Genomic DNA, 22,146 nt, shown 5'->3' on the forward strand with positions numbered 1-22,146 from the left:
GACCGGCCAGTCACTCAGAGTCGCAAACAGGTAACCGTGCCATAACGGCGATCCAGGGCCTGTGCCCGACACGCCGGGCAACTCGGCAAGGTTGTGGCAGGCTGCACCCGGGCAGGCCACACTCGACTAGCGGAAGCAGCGACGCACGTGACGTCGGCAGGCACCACCCGGGAGGTCCCCATGCCCGAACTGCGTGTCGTGGCCGTCTCCAACGACGGCACACGACTGGTGCTCAAAGCTGCGGACAGCACGGAATACACGCTTCCGATTGATGAGCGGCTGCGCGCCGCCGTGCGCAATGACCGCGCCCGGCTCGGCCAGATCGAGATCGAGGTGGAGAGCCACCTCCGTCCCCGCGACATCCAGGCACGTATACGCGCCGGAGCCTCCGCGGAGGAGGTCGCACAGCTCGCCGGAATTCCGGTCGACCGCGTGCGGCGCTTCGAGGGACCCGTGCTCGCCGAGCGCGCGTTCATGGCGGAGCGGGCCCGCAAGACTCCCGTACGCCGTCCCGGGGAGAACACCGGACCGCAGCTCGGCGAGGCAGTGCAGGAGCGCCTCACGCTCCGCGGCGCCGAGAAGGACACCGTGCTGTGGGACTCCTGGCGCCGCGACGACGGCACCTGGGAGGTCCTGCTGGTCTACCGGGTCGCGGGTGAGCCGCACTCGGCGAGCTGGACGTACGACCCGCCGCGGCGGCTCGTCCAGGCCGTCGACGACGAGGCGCGCGCGCTGATCGGCGAGACCGACGACACGATCGCCTCCTCGCAGGAGCCCAGCTTTCCGTTCGTACCGCGCATCGCGCGGCTGCCGCGGGACCGGCCGCTGGACCGGGCGCTCGACCGCCAGATGGACCGGCCGGCCGCACCCTCTCCGTCGGCCGAGCCGGAGGAGAACGGCGGGGAGAGGGACTCCCTGACGAGCCTGCTGGAGGCGGTACCGAGCTTCCGTGGCGACATGGTCGTGCCGGAGCGGCCCGCACCACCGGAGCCGGCGCCGACGGAGCCCGCGCAGGAGCCGGAGGCCGAGGAACCGGTGGCACCGGCCGCGTCGGCGGGCGCGGGCTCGGCGTACGCCGATGTGCTGATGCCCCGCTCGGTGGCGGGTCACCGCGACCGCCTGACGGGGACGACCGACCGCCAGGCGGAGGCGGACGGGGTGCGCCCCGGCCGCAGGGCTGCGGTGCCGAGCTGGGACGAGATCGTTTTCGGCACGCGCCGCAAGAAGCAGGAGTAGCGGTACGCAAGGGGCCCGGCGCGAGCGGTTGGCGCCGGGCCCCTTGCGCGTCAGCCCGGCTGAGGGCCCGTTGCCACCGGGCGGTTCGGGTCACTGCACCATTCCGACCAGGAGCCCGCGTACAGCGCGGGCTCGAAGCCCGCGATCTCCAGGGCGATGACCTCTTGCGCGGCGGAGACGCCAGAGCCGCAGTAGACGCCGACAGCCCCGGAGTTGGCCGTCGCGCCGAAGGCAGCGAAACGCGACGCGAGTTGCTCGGCCGGGAGGAAGCGGCCGTCCTTGCCGACGTTCTCCGATGTCGGGGCCGAGACCGCGCCGGGGATATGGCCCGCCACCGGGTCGATGGGCTCCACCTCGCCGCGATAGCGCTCCGCAGCGCGGGCGTCCAGCAGCAGGCCGGAGCGGGCCAGAGCAGCCGCACCGTCGGCGTCCAGGAGCGCGAGCCCGCCCGGTGCGGGCCTGAAGGTGCCCTCGGCGGGCGCGGGGACCTTGGTCTCCAGCGGGCCCGTCCACGCGGCGAGGCCGCCGTCCAGGACCCGTACGTCCGTGTGCCCTGTCCAGCGCAGCAGCCACCACGCGCGTGCCGCCCCCCAGCCCTTGTCGGCGTCGTAGGCGACCACCGGAGTGTCCGGCGAGACGCCCGCCCGGCGCATCTCCGCGCCGAAGGCCTCCGGGTCCGGCAGCGGGTGACGGCCCCCCGCGCCGGGCGGGCCGGCCAGTTCCGCATCAAGGTCGACGAAGACCGCTCCGGGGATGTGTCCGGCCTCGTAGTCCGGCCGCCCGTGCGGCCCGCCCAGCTGATAGCGGATGTCCAGAAGCACTGGAGGCCGGGTCGAGGACAGCTCGCTCGCGAGTTCGGTGGCGGAGATGATGGGGTTCATAAGGGCCATCCTTGCGCAGTGCCCGGCCGCACGATAACGCCGTGGAAACGGATGGGAAATGCCAAAGCGGGCATCCTCCATCGGGAACCCGCCAAATCCGGCGCGGCCGGGGCGCGCCGGACGCCGGGTGGTGGAACCATCTGCACGGGGCGCGGCCGTTCCGCACAACGGCGCGTACCCGGTCCCCCCGCACGGCCACCACGATGGTCCGAGGAGAGAGTGACGATGACCGAGGCGACTCGGCACACGCCCGGCACACCCTGCTGGGTGAGCTTGATGGTGCATGGCCTTGACAGGACCCAGAGCTTTTACGGCGAGTTGTTCGGCTGGGAGTTCTCCCCCGGCCCACAACAGCTCGGCCCGTATGTCCGGGCACTGATCGACGGCAAGGAGGTGGCCGGTATCGGCAGCCTGTCGGCCGACCGGCAACTGCCGATCGCCTGGACGCCCTATCTGGCGACCGACGACGCGGACACCACCGCGGAGACGATCAGGAGTTGTGGAGGCACCGTCGGAGTCGGCCCGCTGGACGCCGAGGACGCAGGCCGGATGGCCGTGGTGACCGACCCGGCGGGCGCGGTCTTCGGTATCTGGCAGGCGAGCGCCCACGGCGGCACCGCGGTGTACGGCACACATGGCACACCTGTCTGGAACGAACTGCTGACCGTGGAGACCTCGTCGGTCGGCAAGTTCTATCAAGCGGTGTTCGGCTACGAGGTGGAGGCGGTCGTCTCGGCGGACCTGGACTATGTGACGCTGCTCCTGAAAGGGCGCCCGGTGGCTTCGCTGCACGGCGTGGGCCACGCCCTGCCGCGCAACCGGGGCACGCACTGGATGACGTACTTCGAAGTGGAGGACCCCGACGAGGCCGCGGAACGGGTCGTGGGGCTCGGCGGGCATGTGGTGCAGCCGCCACGCGAGGCCTCCAGCGGCCGGCTCGCGATTGTCGCGGACCCGGAGGGCGCGGTGTTCACGATCGTACGGTCGGCCGCCCGCGGCCCTAGGTGACCTCCACCGGCAGGACGTCCGGCGAGAGGGCGGCGGCACGAGCGGTGGCCGCCGTCATCCGCCGCCGGTGGTGGCGCCGGCACAGCACCTCGTAACCGATCTCGTCCGGCGACTGGTTGACGTCCCCGACGACGACCTGGGCGAAGAGCACCGCGAACTCACGGAACAGCAATAGCTCGTGCGGGTGGGGGCATGTCCTTCGGTTCCGCGGGCGGTCTCCGCGCATCCCCTCCGCGTCGGTCAGGAGGGCCCGCAACTCGGCCCTTTGCCGGTACGGGCTCGGCGTATGCCGCACACACGTCTCAACTGGCCTACGGCCGGGCGCCGCTTCCGTTGAATCGCCTCAGGCCAGAAACACCGAATCTCCACAGAATTGAGTCTCTGTTGAGGTTTCTCGCCGAGTCGTCGCCCCCTTGGCCCTGTGCCGAAATTCGGGCGCACAGAATTCTCTACACCGACCCCCGAAATCACAAAGAAGAAGCAAAGGAGGGGTGGGCGGAAGCGAGGTTTGGAGAATTGAATACGCAACTACCTGTCACTTATGTCCAAATTATCGCATTTAACGAAGCCCTTCGGACCTAACGACCGGTGAGATATGTCCGATCTGTGCCAGATTTCTCGGCTTTTGAGGAGGTGTCTCGAGGCCATCAGACCTCAATTGACATGCCGGACGGGTGTTCGTAACGTTGGGATCACGCCAGGCGGTGACCAACGCTCAGGCGGATTAACTGCGGCATAACAAGCGCTGCATGGTTCGAAATAACTACGGGGGTAGTCTGTGCACGGCGGGGACTCGGGCGGTTACGGCGGGGACAGTGGATCTGCGGGCGCTGCAGCCAGCGGTGGGTCCCAGGGCGACGGCCGCAAGACTTACAAGGACGACCTGCGGGAGTGGGCTCCTATTTTCGGCATCACTGCGGCGGTCATTGTGATCGGCCTGCTTGTCGTTGCCCTTTTCTGACGGACTTTCCTAGCTTCCGCCACATCTGCGGCTCTACGCAACGGCGGCACTCCGTTCTGCGCCTGCTCGTTCGGCTCGTTTCCGGCTCTCGACGGTATGTCGTCGCGCCGCACAGCCGTAAAGTCCCGGCACCGAACTCTGAGTCTCCCTCGTGCGTGCCGGCATTTATCGCGAGTTCGGGCGAGACATGTCTTCGCCTGTCCGATGGCGCCTCTTTCAGTCTTTCCCACCCTGTCTCAGTGGTGCGGATTCATTTCTCCATGCCCGGTTCTGTGGCGCACTTCCGTGCGACCTCTCCTCGGCATGGGTAAATTACGGCGCTTAATGCGCCGTGATGGAAAGGAGGTGAGAAAGTCATGGAGAACAGCAACATGGACGTCCCGGTTCAGCTCGAGGACATTGCCATCGAGGAACTCGCGGACACGGCCGGTGCGGGCACCGCGTTCTGTGTCGGGTCAGCTGGTTGCCCCAGCTCGGCCGGGACTGCGTCCAGCTTCGGCTAGAGGCTATTTCCCGCTTCCCACTCATTTCGAGAGTAGGTGAAAAACATGGAGAACATGCAGAACATGGAGATCGTCGAGGAGTTCGACGACATCGCCATCGAGGAGCTCGGTGACATGGCCGGTGCCGGTGGCACGACCAACACCGGTGGCACCTTCGGTTCGACCACCTGCCCCGCCTGCATCGGTACCGCGTTCAGCTGGAGCTGACGCAGACCTGCAGGAGCCCTGTGTGCACCCCTGTTGAAGAAAGGAGGTGAACAGTGAACGACACCATCGCGGAAACGGACCTCGACCTCTTCGAGGACGTGGCCATCGAGGAGCTGTCCGACGCCAGCGGCGCGGGCTGGTGCCTCGGCTCGGCCGGCACCTTCGGTTGCCCGAGCTCGGCCGGTTCGTACGGCACCACGACATCGCACTGACGTTTCGACTCGCGCAGGAGAACACATGAACAACGATGGAATCCTCGCAGCCGAGCTGTCGGTCGGCCACACCGAGGACATCAGCATCGAGGACCTGACCGACGCCACGGGCGGCAGCTTCTGCCTCGGCACGGTCGGATGCGCGGGCTGCCCCTCCTCGGCCGGATCTGTCGGTACCGCCAGCTCTCACTGAGCTGCGAGGCCGCGGGCCCGGCATCGCCGGAGACGGACGTCGGACGAGGTTCATGCAGAGAACCTCGTCCGGCGGGTCGACGGCGACACCGGGTGCCGTTTCCGGCACTTCTCAGTATGACGGAATCCGGCTTTCGCGGCCGGACCGAATGTCAGGAAGGAGGTGAAACGACATGAACTCTCTCGACACCATGCACACCGAGATCGACGCCACCGGCATCGCCCTGGCGGAGGACATCGCGATCGAGGAGCTGACCGAGGCGGGTGGCACCAACTGCTTCGGCACCCTCGGATCCATGGGCTGCCCGACCTGCTTCGGCACGTACGGCTGCGCCACCTGATGCACCGTCATCAGGGTGGCTGAGTAACGCCTCGGGTGCTGCGCCCTGCCGCTGGATCACCTTCCAACGGGTGACGGGGCGCAGCACCCTTTCGCTTTTATTACGGCATGAAAGTGCCAGGCCGTTAAGGAATGTGGGAGTGTCAACGACTGAGAGCGCGCGGCGAGTGTGGCGCTGGTTCGCCATGCAGGAGGACTCCGCCGCCGACAACACCGATCTCTTCGCGCAGCTGGTCGCAGAGTCGCCCGTTGTTCACTTTCCCGGGCTGTGGGTCATCTCGCGTCACGACCTGGTGGCGAAGTTCAGCAATCATCCCGGGCTCACCATGGTCAGCCCAGAATTCCCGGCGGACATGCGGGAAGAGAATCCGGACTTCACGGAATTCTTCTCAAATTCGATGTCCGTGCGGGCTCCGGAGGATCACCGCAGGCTTCGCGGCGTACTCGCCCGGGAGTTCACAGGACGGTCAGTCGAGCGTCTGCGGGAGAGGATTTCGCGCATCATCGACACCCTCCTGGCCGACCCCGCGGTCGACAGTGGATTCGAGTTCGTGTCCCGCATAGCGGTCCCCCTTCCCTCTCTGGTCACGGCGGCGCTGCTTGACCTGCCGGAGGAGGATTGGGGTCAGGTGACGACGTGGTCGCGGGGCATGCTGGCCCAGTTGGGAAAGAGTTTCCCCGGTGCCAAGCCGACGACAGAACCCATTTCCGTCGAAGGATTTCAGAAGTTGCGGTCCTACGTCGAATCGGTGGTCCGAGAGCGGGACACACGGAATGGCACCGACGTCATATCCCGCCTCAACGCGTCACGTCGCAGCGGGCACCTGAGCCATGACGAGGTCGTCAATATGGTTCTGCTGCTCTTCATGACTGGGGTCGATACGGTAACCAGCGGCCTGACCAACGCCCTTCTCTGTCTGCTCACCCGGCCGGCGGAATGGCAGCGGGTCGCCGAGGACCCTGAAAAGTGGGCTGCCCCAGCCTTTGCAGAATCGATCCGCCTGCTCGCGCCGGTCACTTTTGGGGCACGCGTTGCCGCCGAGGACCTCTCGATCGGAAATATCGTCATACGCAAGGGGGAGATCGTGCTGCTTGCTTTCGCCGCCGCCAATCTCGACCCCCGCCGTTTCGAGGCACCGCTGGAGTTCCGCTGGGACCGCACCCAGAATGCCAGCATGTCATTCGGCCACGGCGCCTATTTCTGTCTCGGCGCCGGGCTGGGGTCTCTCCAGTCCGAGTTGCTGCTCGCCCGACTGGCCCAGGACGGCATCGCGCTCGCGCAACCCGCGGACTCTCTCCCCTGGCGCAGTGAGCTGACCTTCAACAGCCCCGCCGTCCTCCCCGTGCGGCTGGGAACGGGGCTGGAGGTATGAGAATGCCCGAGGCGCCTTTCCTGCGGCGGGCGGTCGCCCGGCCGGTCAGGACCCGGCATGTGCGCCAGGTCGAGGAGGCCGACTGTGGAGCCTCCTGTCTGTCGGTCGTCCTGGCCTGGTTCGGACGGCATGCGTCGTGGCGCGAGTTGCAGCAGGTGTGCGGGGGCGGACGCGACGGCGTGACGGCCGCGACGCTCATCCGCGCCGCCTCCCACTACGGACTGGCGGGAAGTGGCAAGCGGATCCGGCTGTCCGGTGACGACCAGGCCGACACGAGGTCCATGCGTTCCCTGGCGGCCCCCGCCATCCTCTTCGTCGGCGGCAACCATTTCGTGGTCCTGGACCATGTCTCCGAGCGGGGCACCGTCAGCCTCAACGATCCGGCGATCGGCCACCGCCTCATGCCGATGGCGGAGTTCCGTGCTTTCTTCAGCGGCATCGCCCTCGTCTTCACACCCACGGAGGATTTCCACCCGGCCGGGGTACCGCACCGGTTGCGCGGCGACCTGCTGTCCTGGGCGCGGCCCCGCCTGGGTCTGCTGGCCGGGTCGGTGCTGGCCGGCACGTCGGCCGCCTTGGTGGCCGTGGCCACCGCACTGCTCATGCGAGCCGTCGTCACCGCGACGGCCCGGCCCGACTCGGCCGGAGCCGCCGGAACGGCAGGAGGCGGCGTCTTGCTGTGGGCCCTCGGCAGTGCTGCGGTCGCCGCGTTGACCGCGACGTGGATACAGACCCGACTGCAGTCGGCGCTGCTGCGCGGCCTCTCCGTGGACAACTCCCGCTTCTTCGTACGGACATTGCTGGATCTGCCCGCATCCTTCTTCCAGCGCCGGTTCACGGGCGGTGTCGCAGCCCGGGTCCAGATCGCCGACACCATCGCCAACCAGCTCGCCGGCACCGTCGTACCGGTCTTCGTCGGCGGCGTGAGCATGACTGTCGTGCTGGGGGTGCTGGCCTGGTTCGCTCCGGGTATCGCTGTGCTCGTGCTCTGCGGTGTCGGTTGCTCGACGGCGATCCTGCGCAGGGCCTCCACCGGTGAGGCCTCCCGGCAGGGCCGGCTGCTGGCCGAACAGGCCTCCCGCGACGGCGAGATGATCAGCGGGCTGAACATGCTCGAGACGTTGAAGGCGGAAGCCGCCACCACCGTGCTGCTCGATCGCTGGGAGCAGTCCCACGCCCGGAGTCTGGCCGTGGCGCACCGATCCATGAGGTCGGCCCAGCGGACGCTGGGTACCGCCGGTGTCGTCGACTCCCTCGTCTCCGTCGCCGCGGTGCTCTGGGCAGCGGCCGACGTCAGGCGTGGTGCCATGGCGCTGCCCGATCTGATGTCCGTCATCACCCTGGTCGGCGTCTTCCAAGCCTCGGCGGGTGCGGTGACGCGCGGCGGCCTGTCGTTCGGGCAGTTGCGCGCGGCCTTCGCGGCCTTCGCGGACGTCGCCGGTTCGTCCCCCGAGACGGCCGGGTCCGTGCAAGCGCTCCGGAGTGCCGAGAGCGCCGAAGCGGTAAAGGCAGGCGCGCCCCTCGTTCCCCCCGCGACCACCGCTACCACCCCCACACCTTCCGGCGTCGGAGCCACCCCCGGTTCCGCCGGCCGGCTTCAACTTCGCACCCTGGAATTCGGATACGACATCAACCGTCCGCCCCTGGTCCGCGGCGTCGATGTCCGGGTGCCGCCCGGCAGCCGCCTCGTGGTCGTCGGAACCACCGGCAGCGGCAAGTCAACCCTGGCCCGTCTCGTCGTGGGAAGCACCGCCCCGTGGGCAGGCTCGGTCACACTCGACGGCATCCCGGTCACCGACCTGCCGCCCGGGTCCGTCGGCTACGTCAGCCAGCATCCCGTGCTCTTCGAGGGCAGCGTCGCCGAGAACGTCGCCTTCGGCGACGACGAGTTCGCTCCCGACCTGATCGACCAGGCACTGGCCACCGCCTGCCTCGACAGGGTCGTCGCTCGCCGCGGTGGTCCCCGTGACGCCCGCGTCGAGCCGAACGGACAGAACTTCTCCGGCGGCGAGCGGCAGCGCCTCGCACTCGCCCGCGCCCTGTGCCGCCAACCCGCACTCCTCGTACTGGACGAGGCGACGAGCGCGCTCGAAGGCCCCCTGGAAGCCAGGATCGACGCCAACCTGCGCCGCTTGGGAACCACGACCGTCGTGGTCACCCACCGTCTCGGCACCGTAGGCCCGGACGACCTGGTCCTCGTACTGCACCGCGGCACACCGGCCCAGCTCGGTACGCACCGCGACCTGTCCGCCCGGCAGGGCCAGTACCGCGAACTGCTCGGAGCGAGCCGGTGACCCCGGCAGGAGAGGCGTGGGCCGCCCACCGTGACGCCCTGAAGCCGCTGCTCGCCGCCCTCGGCGTATCCGGGGAGGCACTGCCGGAGCTGCGGCCGACAGCCTCGGATCCGGTGGCCGCGGCCGCCGAACGGTGCGGCGTCCGGGCCCACCGCGCGCCGGTCACCCAGGCCCTCACCTGGCTTCCGAAGGCGCCTGTGCTCGCGTCCCGCGACGGCGAGCCGGTGGCGTTGCTGCCCAGCAGGCGGGGCTGGACCGCCGTCGAGGCGACGGGCCGTCACGGACGTCCGGTGTCACCCGCCGACGCCGGAGGATTCGACGAGAACTGCTGGGTCATGCGGGCCCGGCTGCCGCACACCGGGATCACGGGCCGCCGTCTGCTGCGGTTCTCCCTGCGCGGCGCGGCGATGCCGTTGACCGGTACGTTGGCGGGCGGCCTGCTGGCCGCAGTGCTGGCCTTCGCCGCTCCCATCGGCTCGCTGCTGCTCATCACGGCGGTCCTCACCGACGACGACGCCCTCTTCGGCTGGACGTGCGCCGCGGTGCTCGGCGCCGTCCCGCTGGGCCGGCTGCTCGCGGAGATGCGTGATCACTCGACCAGCGCACTCCAGACGCGCATCGAGGCCACCGTGGAACCGGCGGTGTGGGAGCGGGTACTCAGCCTCCCGCTGCCGTTCCTGCGCCGCTATTCGAGCGTGCGGCTACTCAATCACGCCGGGGGTATCGGCCGGCTGCGGTCCCTGCTCGGACCATCCGGTCTCGACGCACTGCTGAACGCGCTCTTCTCCGCCGTGGCGATCATTTTGCTCATGCTGGTCGACGGGATACTCGGCCTCGTCGCCGCGGCCGTCACCGCATGCCTGCTGACGCTGCTGGGATGGCTCTCGTGGGCGCAGCAGAAGCACGACATGCGCGTGTACGACGCCGTGGAGAGCGTGCAGTCCACCGTCTACCCGGCGCTGCTCGGCATCGACGAGGTCCGCGCGTACGGAGCCCAGCAGCTGGTCTTCCGCAAGTGGTGGCAGGGGTTCGACGCGCAGAAGTGTGCCGATGACGCGGGACTGCGCCATGCCGAGGTGTCGGCTGCGCTGATCGCCGCCACCCTGCCCCTGCTGCTGTGCGTCCTCCTGCCGGTGGTCCAGCTGCGAGGCATCGGGTTGACCGGCATCTGGGCGGTGTCCTTCGCCGGGGTCCAGCTGAACCTGGCGCTGAGCCGGCTGCCCGGAGTGCTCCAGGCAGTCTTCACACTGCGTACCACGTACGCACGGCTGGAACCCATTCTGGCCACCGCGCCGGAGACGCCACCCGCCGGCGTCCTGCCCGGCCGTCTCACCGGACGGGCAGAGCTGCGTGGCGTCACCTTCGGCTACCCGGGCTCTGCGGAGCCGGTGCTGAAGGGGGTTGACCTCACGGTGGAGCCGGGCGAGTTCCTGGCGGTCGTCGGCGAATCGGGTGCCGGAAAGTCCACCCTGCTGCGGCTGCTGCTGGGTCTGGACCGGCCTGACGCGGGCGCCGTGCTGCTGGACGGCCACGACCTCGCCGGGCTGGATCTCGGCGCGGTCCGCGGGCAGATGGGATACGTCCCGCAGGACAGCAAGGTGCTGCGCGGCACCATCCGGTCGGTCATCCTCGGCAGTGCCCCGGAGCACGACGAGGAAGCCGCCTGGTACGCCGCCGGGCTGGCCGGGATAGCCGACGAGATCCGGGCCCTGCCCATGGGTATGGACACCCGGCTGACGGATGGCGAGTCAGGCTTCTCGGGCGGGCAACTGCAGCGTCTGCTGATCGCCAGAGCGCTGGTCGGCCGGCCCCGCATCCTGCTTCTCGACGAGGCCACCAGCGCGCTCGACAACGCCACACAGGACGAGATCAGCACAGCGATCGGGGCGCTGGGGATCACCAGGATCGTCGTCGCCCACCGCCTCAGCACGATCCGCCGGGCCGACCGCATCGTGGTCGTCTCCGACGGACGGATCACCGAATCCGGCAGTGCCGACCTGCCGTCCGCATCCGGTGGTCCTTTCCCGGACCCCGACGCAACGACTTTGACGTGAGAAGGAAAGGCAACCGAACCATGACCAGCACCACAACCCGGTTCACGAGGTATGTGCGCAGCACGACCGTCGCCGGGGACGGCGTCTACCTCACCACCGAGCGGTCCGGCCAGCTCCGGCTGGAAGGCCGGATGATCGAGCTCATGGCCCCGCTGCTGCAGGGCGGCCACACACGCGAGGAGATCGCGGACCGGCTCTCGGGCGAGTTCTCGCCCGAGCGGGTCGGGCGCGCACTGGACAAGCTCATCGCCGCCGGACACGTCGTGGAGGCCGACGCCTCCGTCGACCCACGTGCAGGGGGCTACTGGGAGCTGCTCGGCGTGGACGGCGACGAGGCCGTACGCACCGTGCAGGCCGCCGGCGTGGACGTGGTGGCCCTCGGCGACGTGAGCGCACAGTGGTTCACGGACGCTGCCGAGGCCTTCGGCATCCGTGTCACCGACGCACCGGACAGCGCGCTGACGGTCGTCCTGACCGATGACTACCTGCGGCCCGAACTGGATGGCGTCAACCGGCAAGCGCTGGCCGGTGGCAAGCCGTGGCTTCTGGTGAAGCCGGTCGGGGCGACGGTGTGGCTGGGGCCGGTCTTCCAGCCCGGCGTCAGCGCGTGTTACGAGTGCCTTCGCATACGGCTGGCCAACAAGCACATGCTGACCTCGTACCTCCGTCAGCGCGGCGTCCTCACCGACGTCCTCGTGAACTCGGTGACCGACGTGCCCGCCACCGTCCGGGTCGCCACCCAACTGGCTGCGTTGGAGGCCGCGAAGTGGCTCGCCGGGGCTGTCGGCGGTGCCGTGCCCGGCACGAACGTCCCCCGTGACCAGGTGACGTCCCTCGACACGCTGACCCTGCGTACCGAGCAGCACCCGGTCACCCGGCGCCCGCAGTGCCGGGCCTGCGGCGACCCGGACCTCCAGGCGAAGCGGCAACGGGGCCCGGTGGAACTCTCCAGCCAGATCAAGGCCGTGGCATCGGACGGCGGCCACCGGGCCAAGGACCCGCAGGAGTTCCTCGACACCTTCCAGCACCTGGTCAGCCCGATCAGCGGCCCGGTCAGCAGCCTGGTGAAGGTCCCGCTGGACGTCGAAGGGCTCCACACGTACACGGCGGGACAGAACTTCGCCGTGCCGATGGCCAACGCGGCCGACCTGCGCGCCGGGCTGCGCAGCGCCAGCTCCGGCAAGGGCATCAGCGACGTACAGGCCAGGGCGAGTGCCCTCGGCGAGGCGATCGAGCGGTACTCCGGGGTGTTCCACGGCGACGAGGCGCGCATCACCAGCTCGTACGAGGAACTCGGCGCCGACCGGGCCGTGGAGCCCAACGCGCTCCACCAGTACAGCGACCGGCAGTTCGCGGACCGGCTCGAGTGGAACGCGCGGCCCTCGCACTTCCACTGGGTGTCGCCGAGGATGAACCCGGCCGAGCCGGTGGACTGGTCACCGGTCTGGTCGCTGACCGAACAGCGGCACAAGTACCTGCCGACCTCCTCGCTGTACTTCTCGTACTCCAGCTCCAGCGAGGCGGTGCGCTTCAACGCCGGCGCCAACTCCAACGGGTGCGCGGCCGGCACGACCTTGGAGGACGCGATCCTGCAGGGCTTCTTCGAACTCGTCGAGCGGGACAGCGTCGCCATGTGGTGGTACCACCGGCTGCGCATGCCGCGGATCGACCTGGACAGCTTCGACGACCCGTACTTCCGCAAGTGGCAGGACCGCTACCGCTCACTCGGCCGCGAGACATGGGTGCTGGACGTCACCAACGACCTGGGGATCCCGTCGGTCGTAGCCGTCTCCTATCGCACGGACAAGCCGGTGCAGGACATCCTCTTCGCGCTCGGCTCGCACTTCGACATCAAGATCGCCATCGGACGGGCGCTGTCCGAGATGAACCAGTTCCTGCCTGCCGTGATCGGCATGGGTGCGGACGGCTCCGGCAGCTACGCCTACAACGACCCCGACCAGCTGAAGTGGTGGCAGACCGCGACCATGCAGAACCAGCCGTACATGCGGCCGGCCGACGGGCTCGTGCGGACCGCCGCCGACTACGCCGAGCACCACTCGGCGGACCTGCGCGAGGACGTGCTGCGCGCACAGCGCGCCGTCGAGGACAAGGGCATGGAAATGCTCGTCCTGGACCAGACGCGGGTGGACATCGGCCTGCCGGTGGCCCGGGTCATCGTGCCGGGGATGCGTCACTTCTGGCCCCGCTACGCCCCCGGCCGCCTCTACGACGTACCGGTCGAGCTGGGCTGGCTCGACCGCAAGCCCACCGAAGACGACCTCAACCCGATTGCGATGTTCCTGTGATGACCACCGTCAACGTGACCCCGCGCGGCTCGCTCACCGAGGCGACGGCCCTGCGCCAGGGCGTCCTCTGCGAGCACCGCGACTCCACGGTGCTGCTGTCGCTGCGCAACCAGACCGGGTACCGGCTGCGCGGGGTGACCCCCGGGATCCTGGGAGTGCTCGAGCGGCTCTCCCGCCACGCCGTGCCGACCGACGAGCTGGCCGCCGGTCTCGACGCATACCAGGAGCGCCAGCTCACCCGGGTGCTGGAGCGGATCTCGCCGTTCCTGGCCCGCTCCCTGATGTACCGGGGTGCGGAGCTGATGGCGGTGGAGGCCACCGCCCCCGCCGAACCGTACGACGTCGTCGACGTCCCCACGGACACCCCGGTCCGGCTGTCGAAGTTCGCCCTGCTGCGCCGACGCGAGGGCGCCTTGGTGGTGGAGACACCACTGACCGCCTACCGCTGCGTGCTGCGGTCCGCCGAGGCGGCTTCGGTCGCGTCGGCCCTGGGCGAGACGGCGACCGCCCTGGAGCTGGCCTCCGCGGAGCTGCCGGCCGAGGCCGTCGCCGCCGTGCTCGGGCATCTGGTCGGAGCGGGCTTCGCCGACCTGGGAACACGCGGGGACGGCCCGGCGGTCTTCGCCGCGGACGACGACGAGGTCTTGCGCCAGTGGGACTTCCACGACCTGTACTTCCACTCGCGCAGCCGTCTCGGCCGCACCGACGAACCGTACGGCGGCCGCTTCCCGTACATCGGTTCGATCGAACCGCTGCCGCCGGTCAAGCCGGCGCCGCCGGGTGAGCCGATCCCGCTGTTCCGTCCGCAGCTCACGGACGTCCTCGCCAAGGACCCGAGCCTGCTGGCCGTCATGGAGGGGCGGCAGTCGATCCGCAGTTACGGTGAGCGCCCGATCGACGCCGAGCAGCTCGGCGAATTCCTCTACCGGGCGGCACGCGTCCGCGGCACCTACGGGCCGCGTCCGGACCAGAAGATGCCGTACGCCGGCTCGACCAGGCCGTATCCGTGCGGCGGTGCGGCCTACGAGCTGGAGCTGTACCTGACCATCAGGCGCTGCGACGGCATCGAGCCGGGCATCTACCACTACGACGCGCAGGACCACTGCCTGCGGCTGGTGAACGCCGACCCGGGGCTGCGGCAGAACCTGCTGGACCTCGGATCGCTGTCCACCGGCGGCGAGGCGGTCCCGGATGTGCTGATCACGATGACGTCGAGGTTCCAGCGGCTCTCGTGGAAGTACCAGTCCATCGCCTACGCCGTGACGCTCAAGCACGTCGGTGTCCTGTACCAGACGCTGTATCTGGTGGCCACCGCCATGGGGCTCGCAGCCTGCGGACTCGGCAGCGGGAACTCCGAACTGGCCGAGCGCGCCTTCGGACTCGATCCCCTCAAGGAATCGGCGATCGGCGAGTTCCTGCTGGGCAGCGCGCCGCAGACCCGGCCGCTCGAGGAGAGCGCCCGCCACGCCACCGACTGGCGTCCGGGCAACGACCCGCAGTGGCAGCAGGAAGTCCGGCACCTCCTCCCTTGAGCAGGGCACGGAATCGAGAGCGAGGGAGCTTCGTCATGGTGGACAGTGCGCCGATCGTGGTGTCCCGCGTCTGCGGACTGCCGGTGAGGGCGTTGGAGGTGCTTCGGGCCGAGGAGACCCTCTCCCTGGTGCGCAGGGCGTTGGAACACGAAGACCGCGCCGAACGGATCGCCGAGGCCCTGGCCGACGATCTGCACCGGCTGGTGCCCACCGATGGTCTCGACCGGTCGGTGCGCAGGGGGGCTCTGTTCCTGCGCAGAGCCGTGCACAACCGGAGACTGACCGCGGCGACGCAGGAGACGGCCGTACTGGTCTCACCTTGGCTCGACGGCGAGGCCCGGGACCGGTTGGAGCTCTGGTGCGCCGCGGTCCGGGAGCGGGCCACGCTGGTGACACGGGCCGAACGGGCGGCGGACAAGGAGATCACGGACGCCGCAGTCGCCATGACGGAGCTGCTTCGGGAGGAGCGGATCGCGCGCGGCCTCTCGCTGGCCAGCCCCTCTTTCACCCTTGAGCTCCTGGGCCTCCGTGCCGGCAGGGCTCCCGCGTGGGATTCACGGCTGGCCCGCAGCGCCGCGGCGTATCTGTCGCGCACCGCCGTCAAGCCCAGCCCGTTCGGCACCTTGACCACCGTCGGGGTAGCCGGGTGGGACGGGCCGGCGGCGGCGCCGGACACACCGCTCCCCGACCGGGTGGTCTCCTCCTCCCGAGCGGCGGCACTGGATCTGCTGCGCTTCTGGGCCGGCCACCCGGACGCGCCCGCGGATCTGCGGCTGCTCGCCAACCCGAGTGTGCGGACCGTCGGCGGACGAGGACTCGCCGCCCTCCCGCTGTACTGCCATGCGGGCGGGGTCTTCCTGCGTGCGGACGAGATTACCGATGTGGTTGCGGTGCGGGGACGGCTGGACGCCCTGCCCGCGCAGCCGGTGTCCCTCCCGGAGGCCGTCGAGGCCCTCGATGCGGACTCCGCCTCCGTGCGGCGGCTGGTGGCCATGGGCGTGCTCCTCCCGGTCACCCCCTGGAGCGCCGCCGACGGCGGCCACTTCACCGCGCTGGGCCGCATCACCGGACAGGCGCCCGGACCGGTCGCCGAAGCGGTCCGGGCCCTGGCCCGGGCGGAGGAGTTGATGGCGGGCGACGCCGACGCGGAGAAGCGGGCCCGTGCGGTCACACGGTCCCGCACCACCCTGGTCGAGGCCGTCCGCGCTCAGAACCGTCGGCCGCCCGACTGGCTGGCCGGTGCGGGGCTTCTGCACGAGGCCGTCGCCCATGGCCCCGGAGCGAGCCCCCGGCTGGGTGACGTCGTGAGGGCCGATCTGCATACCGTCGCCTCGGCTCTCACGCCGCACATCCGGCGCGCGCCGCTGTACGACAGGATGCTCGGCCACTTCGTACGGTGGTACGGCTCAGGCGGAGCGGGCGACTTGCTCTCCTTCTGCTACCGGTTCCTGGCGGCCGATCCGCCTGCGACGTGGCAGCCGGCGCCCGGCCAGTCGGCCGGCGCCGTGCCGGCGCAGGGGCAATTGGGCGGTGACCGGACGCTGAGCCGGCCGAGCCACGTCGTCTTCTTCCAGGTGGCCGCGGGATCGGCTGAGGAGGTGGCCCGGGGTGATCACCTTCTGGTGGTGAACCGGATCCACAGCGGCCTCCCCGGCATGGTCGGCCGGTGGGCGGCCATTCCCGCTCTGCGCCACGGGATCGACGGGGCACTGACGCGGTGGCTGAGCGATCTCAACCCCGGCTGCCGGGTGTACCAGACGTCCGCGCACGCCGACTGGATCGAGTTCCAGCGTCCCGCTCTGCGCGGACTGCCGCGGGCCGGGTGGGGCCCCGAACTGGCCGAGGCCGAGGGCGGGACTCACGATCTGCGGGGCTTCACCCTGACCCACGATCCCGTCACGCACACCCTCCAGGTTCGGGACGCCGCTGGGGATCCGGCGGCGTTCGCCTACCTGGGGGCCGTTCCGGTGGCCTCGCTCCACGGGGTGGATCGTCTGCTGGCGACGCTGAGCGACCCATGGGTCCTCGACCTCGGCGGCGTCGACGCAGCGGGTGGCACCGGCGCGACCGGTGGTGCCGGAGCTCCCTCGTCGTACCGTCCGCGCGTCCAGCAGGGCCGGATCGTCATGCGCCGGGCGTCGTGGCTGGCGGCCCCCGGCGAACTGCCCCGTCCGACCCGGCGCCAGTCACCCGTGGACTTCCTGCTGGAAGTGGAGCGCTGGCGCGCCCGACTGGGCGTGCCGGACGAGGTGTTCCTCTCCCGCAGTACCGACCGGCCGGGCACGCACCACAAGCCCCAGTGGGTCGGCTTCGACCACCCCCACGCTGTGTGGGCGGCCTTCCGCCAGATCGACGAGGCCACCACCCGGGTGGAGATCACCGAGGCGCTGCCCGGCCGCGACCGGCACTGGGCGGCCGACCCGCACCAGCCTGCGGCCGCCACCGAATTCATTGCGATGCTGAGGCAGGACGGCCAGTGAGTGATCAGCAGGAATGGCTCTACTACCGGGTGTACATGGCGAACATCGCCGAGATACGCGACCTGGTGGAACAAGTGGTCGGCCCGGCCGTGCGCCGCTTCACCACCGAGGACCCCGCACTGCGCTGGTTCTTCCTCCAGTACGTCGACCTGGTCGGTCTCCAGCTGCGGTTTCGGCTGCGGGGTACGCCGAGCCAACTCGCCCGCTACGAGGAGGATCTGGACGACGGCTTCCGCCAGGCACTGGACCTCCTCGCGGAGGCTGAGGGCCCGCGCGGGCCGCTGGCCGCCCACCGTATGGTGACCAAACGCCTTTACCAGCCGGAGCACGACAAGTTCGGCGGCCCCGCCGGGGTGGAACTGGCCGAGCGCTTGATGCAGTGCGGCAGCGAGGCGGCACTGGTCTGTTCCGGCCCGCAGCTGCGCCCCCTGCGCCTTCCGCTCGCGGCGGCCCACACCGAGTTGATGATCGCCCGGCTTCCCGCCGCGGTACGCACCTCCTTCCTCCACCAGTACGCGTGGTACTGGTCAGGGCGCGGCCTGCGCGACGCACCGTTCGGCCGCGCGCTCCCCGGACTCTCGCCGGGCGACCCGGTGGCGGCCCGGCGGACCGCAGTGCTGCGCACCCAGATCGACCGCGTGCTCCAAGTTCCCCCGTTGCGGGAAGCGTTGACCGGCTACGCGGACGAGTTCTGGTTCCGGGTGCGACGGGCAGGGCTCCCGCGCCCGGACTACCTGACCGCGTTCCACCACATCCACCTGATGAACAACCGCCTGGGGGTCGTGCCCGGCGAGGAGATGCAGATCGCGCGGCTGCTGTGGCTGGAGAGCCTGCGGAACCCGCGCGCCGTTGCCGCCGCATGACAAACGTCATGTCCGGGCCCACGCGAACCCCATCCCCAACCCGTGCGGCTGCGCCCTGGCAGGCCGCACGGCGTGATTCCTAAGGTCTTCCCATGAGCGCACACCCCATCATCGATGTCAGTGACCTGCGGCTCGACTACGGCGGGACGACTGCCGTCGACGGCATCTCGTTCCAGGTGTTCCCCGGTGAGGTAGTGGCCCTGCTCGGAACCAACGGCGCCGGCAAGACGACCACGCTCGACGTGCTGGAGGGCTATCTCAAGCCCACCGGCGGATCGGTGTCGGTGTTCGGAGTGAACCCCCGGACCGAGCGGGCCCGGATAGCGTCCGACATCGGCATCATGCTCCAAGAGGCGGGCTTCTTCGGCGACCTCACCGTCCTGGAGACCATCCGCGCCTGGCGCCGCTTCACCCCGAACGCCGTCGGCACCGACGAAGCGCTGAGCATCGTGGGCCTGGAGCCCAAGGCGAAGACCCGCGTCGGGCGGCTCTCCGGCGGCGAGAAGCGCAGGCTCGACCTCACGCTCGCCGTGCTGGGACGGCCCAAGCTCCTCTTCCTCGACGAACCCACCACAGGGCTCGACCCCGAATCCCGGCGACAGACCTGGCACTTCCTCAAGGACATGGTCGACCACGGCATGACGATGCTGCTGACGACGCACTACATGGAGGAAGCCGAGTTCCTGGCCGACCGCGTCGCCATCATGGACCACGGCCGCATCGTCCGGCACGGCCCGGTCTCGGACATCGTGGCCCAGGAGTCCAGCGCCCGGATCTCGCTGTCCGCCTCTCAAGGCGTCAGCGCACAGACCCTGCCGCCCATTCCGGGCGCCGAGATCCGGGAGGCCGACGGCCGGATCAGTCTTGTCACCGCCGATCCACAGCCCGTCCTGCTGCACTTGTTGCGCTGGGCCGAGGACAACGGCGCAGCGCTGCAAGGCATCGAGGTGCGCACGGCCTCCTTGGAAGACGTATTTCTCGATGTCGCTGCTTCCGGAAAGGTCCAGGCATGAGCTGGTTCCGCTTCACCTACTCGCAGTTCCTCCTCTCCCAGCGCGTCTACTGGCGCGACCTGGGCTTCGCCCTCACCGGCGCCCTGCTCCCGCTCGGCCTGAGCCTGGCGTACACCGTCAGCCGGCACGGCGAGGGAGAGATCGCGGGCTTCGACTCGGGGGTGTACCTGCTTCCCGGCTTCATCGGCTTCGTCCTGCTGTGGATCGTCTACAACGTCATCAACTCGGCCGCGTCCCGCCGCGACCGCCTGGTCTACAAGCGGCTGCGCGGCACCCCGCTGCCGGACACGGCCATCCTGGCCGGCGAAGCGGCCAGCGGCAGTGTCACCAGCATGATCCAGGTCGCCATCCTGATCGTGGCCGGGGCGGTCGCGATCGACGCACCCATGCCCCGCAATCCCCTGCTGCTGCTCGTCGGCATCGTGCTCGGCGCGCTGGCCTTCTCCTTGCTGGCCATCGGTCTCTCGGGGCTGTTGCCCAGCGGGGAAGTGTCCACTTGGATCGTCACCCCGGTCATCCTGCTCATGATGATGACCTCCGGCATCGCCATGCCGATTTCGAGCCTTCCCGGCTGGGCGCAGCACATCGCACCGTACCTGCCCTCCAGCCCGGTCGTGGAGATCGTCAGGACCGCATATCTGGGCCGGGACTTCGCCGGCGATCCGGCGGCATCGGACCACCTGGCCACCGTTGGCTTCGTCGCGTCGTTCCAGGCCTGCGCCGCTCCCATCGGCCTGCTCTGCGCGTGGATGGGCCTGTCGTTCTCGATGGGCAAGAGGTTCTTCCGGTGGGATCCCCGCCGGTCCGCCTGAGCCCCGTCCGGCCGGCCCGGGTAAGGCCGGCCGGGTGGCCTGCGGTTGATCGCGCTCGGATAAAGTCGCCCGGCAGCACATGGAGAACGATGAGGTGGTGGCAGATGCACGGGCGTACGCCCGCCACGGTCGCCCGCGCCGTCGCCTGGCTGATCCTCTTGACGGCGACGGTCTTCCTCCTTGAGGCAATGGTCCTGTGGCTGAGTTACCGGCCGCCCCCCGGCCAGGTCGTCGCCGCCGTACTGGGCTCACTGGTTTTCGGGTTCGGCTACGCCCGTGCGGTGTGGGACGCCGTGGCCCGCGGCAGGGGGCGCAACCGGCACCAGGCGGACCTCGCGGTGTGTGCCAGTGTCTCGTTCGCCATGCTGCTGGCCCTCGGCCCGGCCTGGGGAGCGCTGCCCTGTCTGGCCGCCGGAGCGGCTGTGGTCAGCCTCACCCCCCGGCGATGGGGCTGGGTCGTGCCGCTGATCCTCGCCGGCACCGCGGGGGCGGGGTTCATGCTCGCCGTGCCCGCCGACGTACTGGTGGACATGCTGGTCAAGAGCGCCGTCACCGTCGTGGTACTCGGCACGCTGGGGGTGCTGCCGCCGTTCGCCCGGGAAATGCACGACAACCGGGCCGAGCTTGCCCGGCTGGCGGTCGTGGAAGAGCGGCTGCGCTTCTCACGCGACCTGCACGATGTGCTGGGGCACGGCCTGTCCGTGATCGGCATGAAGATGGAGGTGGCCCTCCTGCTCATCGGGAACGACCCGGACAAGGCGGCGGGGGAGATCCGGGACGCGCTCGGCATCTCACGCGAGTCGGCGTCCGATCTGCGCACCCTGGTCCGCGGGTACCGCCAGCAGTCCATCGCGGCGGAACTCGACGGTGTGCGCTCCGTCCTCTCCTCGGCGGGCATCGGCTGCCGCACGGACGAAGTGCCCCTGGACATCCCGCAGCATGTGCAGGACGTGGCGGGCTGGATCGTCCGCGAAGGCGTCACGAACATCCTGCGGCACAGCAGGGCCACGGAGTGCCGGATCAAGTTGAGGGTGAACGATGGACGACTCATGATCGAGATCTCGAACGACAACCCCATCGCCCCCGGACCTGACGGTCGCACGGGCGGCAGCGGACTGCACGGTCTGCGGGAACGTCTCGCCAACATCAGCGGCGAGCTGACCGCGGGTGTCCACAACGGTACGTTCACGCTGCTCGCGCACGCACCGCTGGGCGAGAGCCTGCGACACGATCCTGGAGCCGAGGTGACCCGCAGGTGACGATCCGCATCGTCGTGGCGGACAACGAGCAGCTGATCCGCGACTCGCTGTCCATCATCCTCTCCGCGCCCGAGGACATGAACGTGGTCGCGGTCGCGGCCGACGGCGCCCAAGCCGTCGCTGCAGTCCGCGAGGCCGGGGCCGACGTGGTGATCCTCGACCTCGACATGCCGGTGATGAACGGACTGGAGGCGGCCGAGGCCGTCCGGGCCGAAGCCCCCGACTGCGGAATCGTCATCCTCACCAGTCACGGCCGCCCCGGGTACCTGCAACGCAGCATGCGCCTGGGAGTACGCGGCTTCATCACCAAGGACACCCCGGCCGCGAAGCTGGCCGACGTCGTACGCCAGGTCCACGCAGGCGGCCGGTTCATCGACCCGGAGATCGCCACGGACGCCCTGGCCCTCGGCGGCAGTCCGCTCAGCGCGCGTGAGCGCGAGGTGCTCGCTCTCTCCGGCGAAGGGCTCAGGCTCAGCGAGATCGCGGGACGGCTGTGCCTGGCCGAGGGCACCGTGCGGAACTACATGTCCTCGATCATGAACAAACTCGACGTGGACAACCGGGTTGCCGCCCACCGGGCGGCCAGGGAAGCCGGCTGGCTGTGACAGCCGCGACGGGGG

At 69.8% G+C, this 22,146-nt stretch carries 19 protein-coding genes and 1 pseudogene; 18 read left to right on the forward strand and 2 right to left on the reverse strand.

Annotation, left to right across the window (positions count from 1 at the left end; translation table 11 throughout):
- Positions 1-180 precede the first annotated feature (180 nt).
- On the forward strand, positions 181-1,236 hold the full coding sequence (gene sepH / locus OG905_RS10925) for a septation protein SepH (protein ID WP_328667539.1): 1,056 nt from the start codon (positions 181-183) through the stop codon (positions 1,234-1,236).
- A 50-nt stretch (positions 1,237-1,286) separates the two neighbouring features.
- On the opposite strand, the gene OG905_RS10930 is transcribed toward sepH, so the two are convergent.
- Positions 1,287-2,117 carry a sulfurtransferase gene (locus tag OG905_RS10930; protein ID WP_328667540.1) on the reverse strand — a complete coding sequence of 277 codons (831 nt, stop codon included), beginning with the start codon at positions 2,115-2,117 and terminating at the stop codon, positions 1,287-1,289.
- Between the two features lie 225 nt (positions 2,118-2,342).
- Here OG905_RS10930 and OG905_RS10935 point away from each other — a divergent pair, with 225 nt between their 5' ends.
- Positions 2,343-3,125 carry a VOC family protein gene (locus OG905_RS10935; protein WP_328667541.1) on the forward strand — a complete coding sequence of 261 codons (783 nt, stop codon included), beginning with the start codon at positions 2,343-2,345 and terminating at the stop codon, positions 3,123-3,125.
- Here OG905_RS10935 and OG905_RS10940 read toward each other — a convergent pair.
- Positions 3,118-3,267, reverse strand: a pseudogene (locus OG905_RS10940) (thymidine kinase); the annotation flags it as partial. The gene OG905_RS10935 and the pseudogene OG905_RS10940 sit on opposite strands and share 8 nt — an antisense overlap.
- 1,175 nt (positions 3,268-4,442) lie before the next feature.
- On the opposite strand from OG905_RS10940, the gene OG905_RS10945 reads away from it, so the two are divergent.
- The 16 genes from OG905_RS10945 (at position 4,443) to OG905_RS11020 (ending at position 22,131) form a co-directional block, all read left to right on the forward strand.
- Positions 4,443-4,589 carry a thiocillin family RiPP gene (locus tag OG905_RS10945; protein WP_328667542.1) on the forward strand — a complete coding sequence of 49 codons (147 nt, stop codon included), beginning with the start codon at positions 4,443-4,445 and terminating at the stop codon, positions 4,587-4,589.
- Positions 4,590-4,634: 45 nt separating this feature from the next.
- Positions 4,635-4,796 carry a RiPP peptide gene (locus tag OG905_RS10950; RefSeq protein ID WP_214931755.1) on the forward strand — a complete coding sequence of 54 codons (162 nt, stop codon included), beginning with the start codon at positions 4,635-4,637 and terminating at the stop codon, positions 4,794-4,796.
- A 53-nt stretch (positions 4,797-4,849) separates the two neighbouring features.
- Positions 4,850-5,008 carry a thiocillin family RiPP gene (locus tag OG905_RS10955; protein ID WP_328667543.1) on the forward strand — a complete coding sequence of 53 codons (159 nt, stop codon included), beginning with the start codon at positions 4,850-4,852 and terminating at the stop codon, positions 5,006-5,008.
- A gap of 25 nt (positions 5,009-5,033) precedes the next feature.
- Entirely contained in the window at positions 5,034-5,201 is a 168-nt protein-coding gene (locus OG905_RS10960) for a thiocillin family RiPP (RefSeq protein WP_328667544.1), read from the forward strand.
- Between the two features lie 172 nt (positions 5,202-5,373).
- Positions 5,374-5,541 (forward strand): hypothetical protein, encoded by a 168-nt coding sequence (locus OG905_RS10965; protein WP_328667545.1) that lies wholly within the window; start codon positions 5,374-5,376, stop codon positions 5,539-5,541.
- Between the two features lie 139 nt (positions 5,542-5,680).
- The gene (locus OG905_RS10970) at positions 5,681-6,913 is read left to right on the forward strand and encodes a cytochrome P450 (protein WP_328667546.1); all 1,233 of its coding nucleotides are present in this window, start codon (positions 5,681-5,683) and stop codon (positions 6,911-6,913) included.
- A 2-nt stretch (positions 6,914-6,915) separates the two neighbouring features.
- A complete protein-coding gene (locus tag OG905_RS10975; RefSeq protein WP_328667547.1) occupies positions 6,916-9,207 on the forward strand; it encodes a peptidase domain-containing ABC transporter in 2,292 nt (763 codons plus the stop codon).
- Between the two features lie 908 nt (positions 9,208-10,115).
- On the forward strand, positions 10,116-11,261 hold the full coding sequence (locus tag OG905_RS39135; RefSeq protein ID WP_443044066.1) for an ATP-binding cassette domain-containing protein: 1,146 nt from the start codon (positions 10,116-10,118) through the stop codon (positions 11,259-11,261).
- A 20-nt stretch (positions 11,262-11,281) separates the two neighbouring features.
- Positions 11,282-13,567: a TOMM precursor leader peptide-binding protein gene (locus tag OG905_RS10985; RefSeq protein WP_328667549.1), complete on the forward strand. Its 2,286-nt coding sequence runs from the start codon at positions 11,282-11,284 to the stop codon at positions 13,565-13,567.
- Positions 13,567-15,099 carry a SagB/ThcOx family dehydrogenase gene (locus tag OG905_RS10990; protein WP_328667550.1) on the forward strand — a complete coding sequence of 511 codons (1,533 nt, stop codon included), beginning with the start codon at positions 13,567-13,569 and terminating at the stop codon, positions 15,097-15,099. The genes OG905_RS10985 and OG905_RS10990 overlap by 1 nt, the downstream gene beginning before the upstream one ends.
- A gap of 35 nt (positions 15,100-15,134) precedes the next feature.
- Positions 15,135-17,579 (forward strand): lantibiotic dehydratase, encoded by a 2,445-nt coding sequence (locus OG905_RS10995; protein WP_328667551.1) that lies wholly within the window; start codon positions 15,135-15,137, stop codon positions 17,577-17,579.
- Positions 17,576-18,442 carry a thiopeptide-type bacteriocin biosynthesis protein gene (locus OG905_RS11000; protein ID WP_328667552.1) on the forward strand — a complete coding sequence of 289 codons (867 nt, stop codon included), beginning with the start codon at positions 17,576-17,578 and terminating at the stop codon, positions 18,440-18,442. Before OG905_RS10995 ends, OG905_RS11000 begins: the two co-directional genes overlap by 4 nt.
- 92 nt (positions 18,443-18,534) lie before the next feature.
- Positions 18,535-19,455, forward strand: coding sequence for an ABC transporter ATP-binding protein (locus OG905_RS11005; RefSeq protein ID WP_328667553.1), 921 nt, complete (start codon positions 18,535-18,537; stop codon positions 19,453-19,455).
- The gene (locus OG905_RS11010) at positions 19,452-20,267 is read left to right on the forward strand and encodes an ABC transporter permease (RefSeq protein WP_328667554.1); all 816 of its coding nucleotides are present in this window, start codon (positions 19,452-19,454) and stop codon (positions 20,265-20,267) included. The genes OG905_RS11005 and OG905_RS11010 overlap by 4 nt, the downstream gene beginning before the upstream one ends.
- 104 nt (positions 20,268-20,371) lie before the next feature.
- Positions 20,372-21,526: a sensor histidine kinase gene (locus OG905_RS11015; protein ID WP_328667555.1), complete on the forward strand. Its 1,155-nt coding sequence runs from the start codon at positions 20,372-20,374 to the stop codon at positions 21,524-21,526.
- Positions 21,523-22,131 (forward strand): response regulator transcription factor, encoded by a 609-nt coding sequence (locus OG905_RS11020; RefSeq protein ID WP_328667556.1) that lies wholly within the window; start codon positions 21,523-21,525, stop codon positions 22,129-22,131. The genes OG905_RS11015 and OG905_RS11020 overlap by 4 nt, the downstream gene beginning before the upstream one ends.
- Positions 22,132-22,146 lie beyond the last annotated feature (15 nt).

The organism is Streptomyces sp. NBC_00322, assembly GCF_036147535.1.
Classification (GTDB): Bacteria; Actinomycetota; Actinomycetes; order Streptomycetales; family Streptomycetaceae; genus Streptomyces.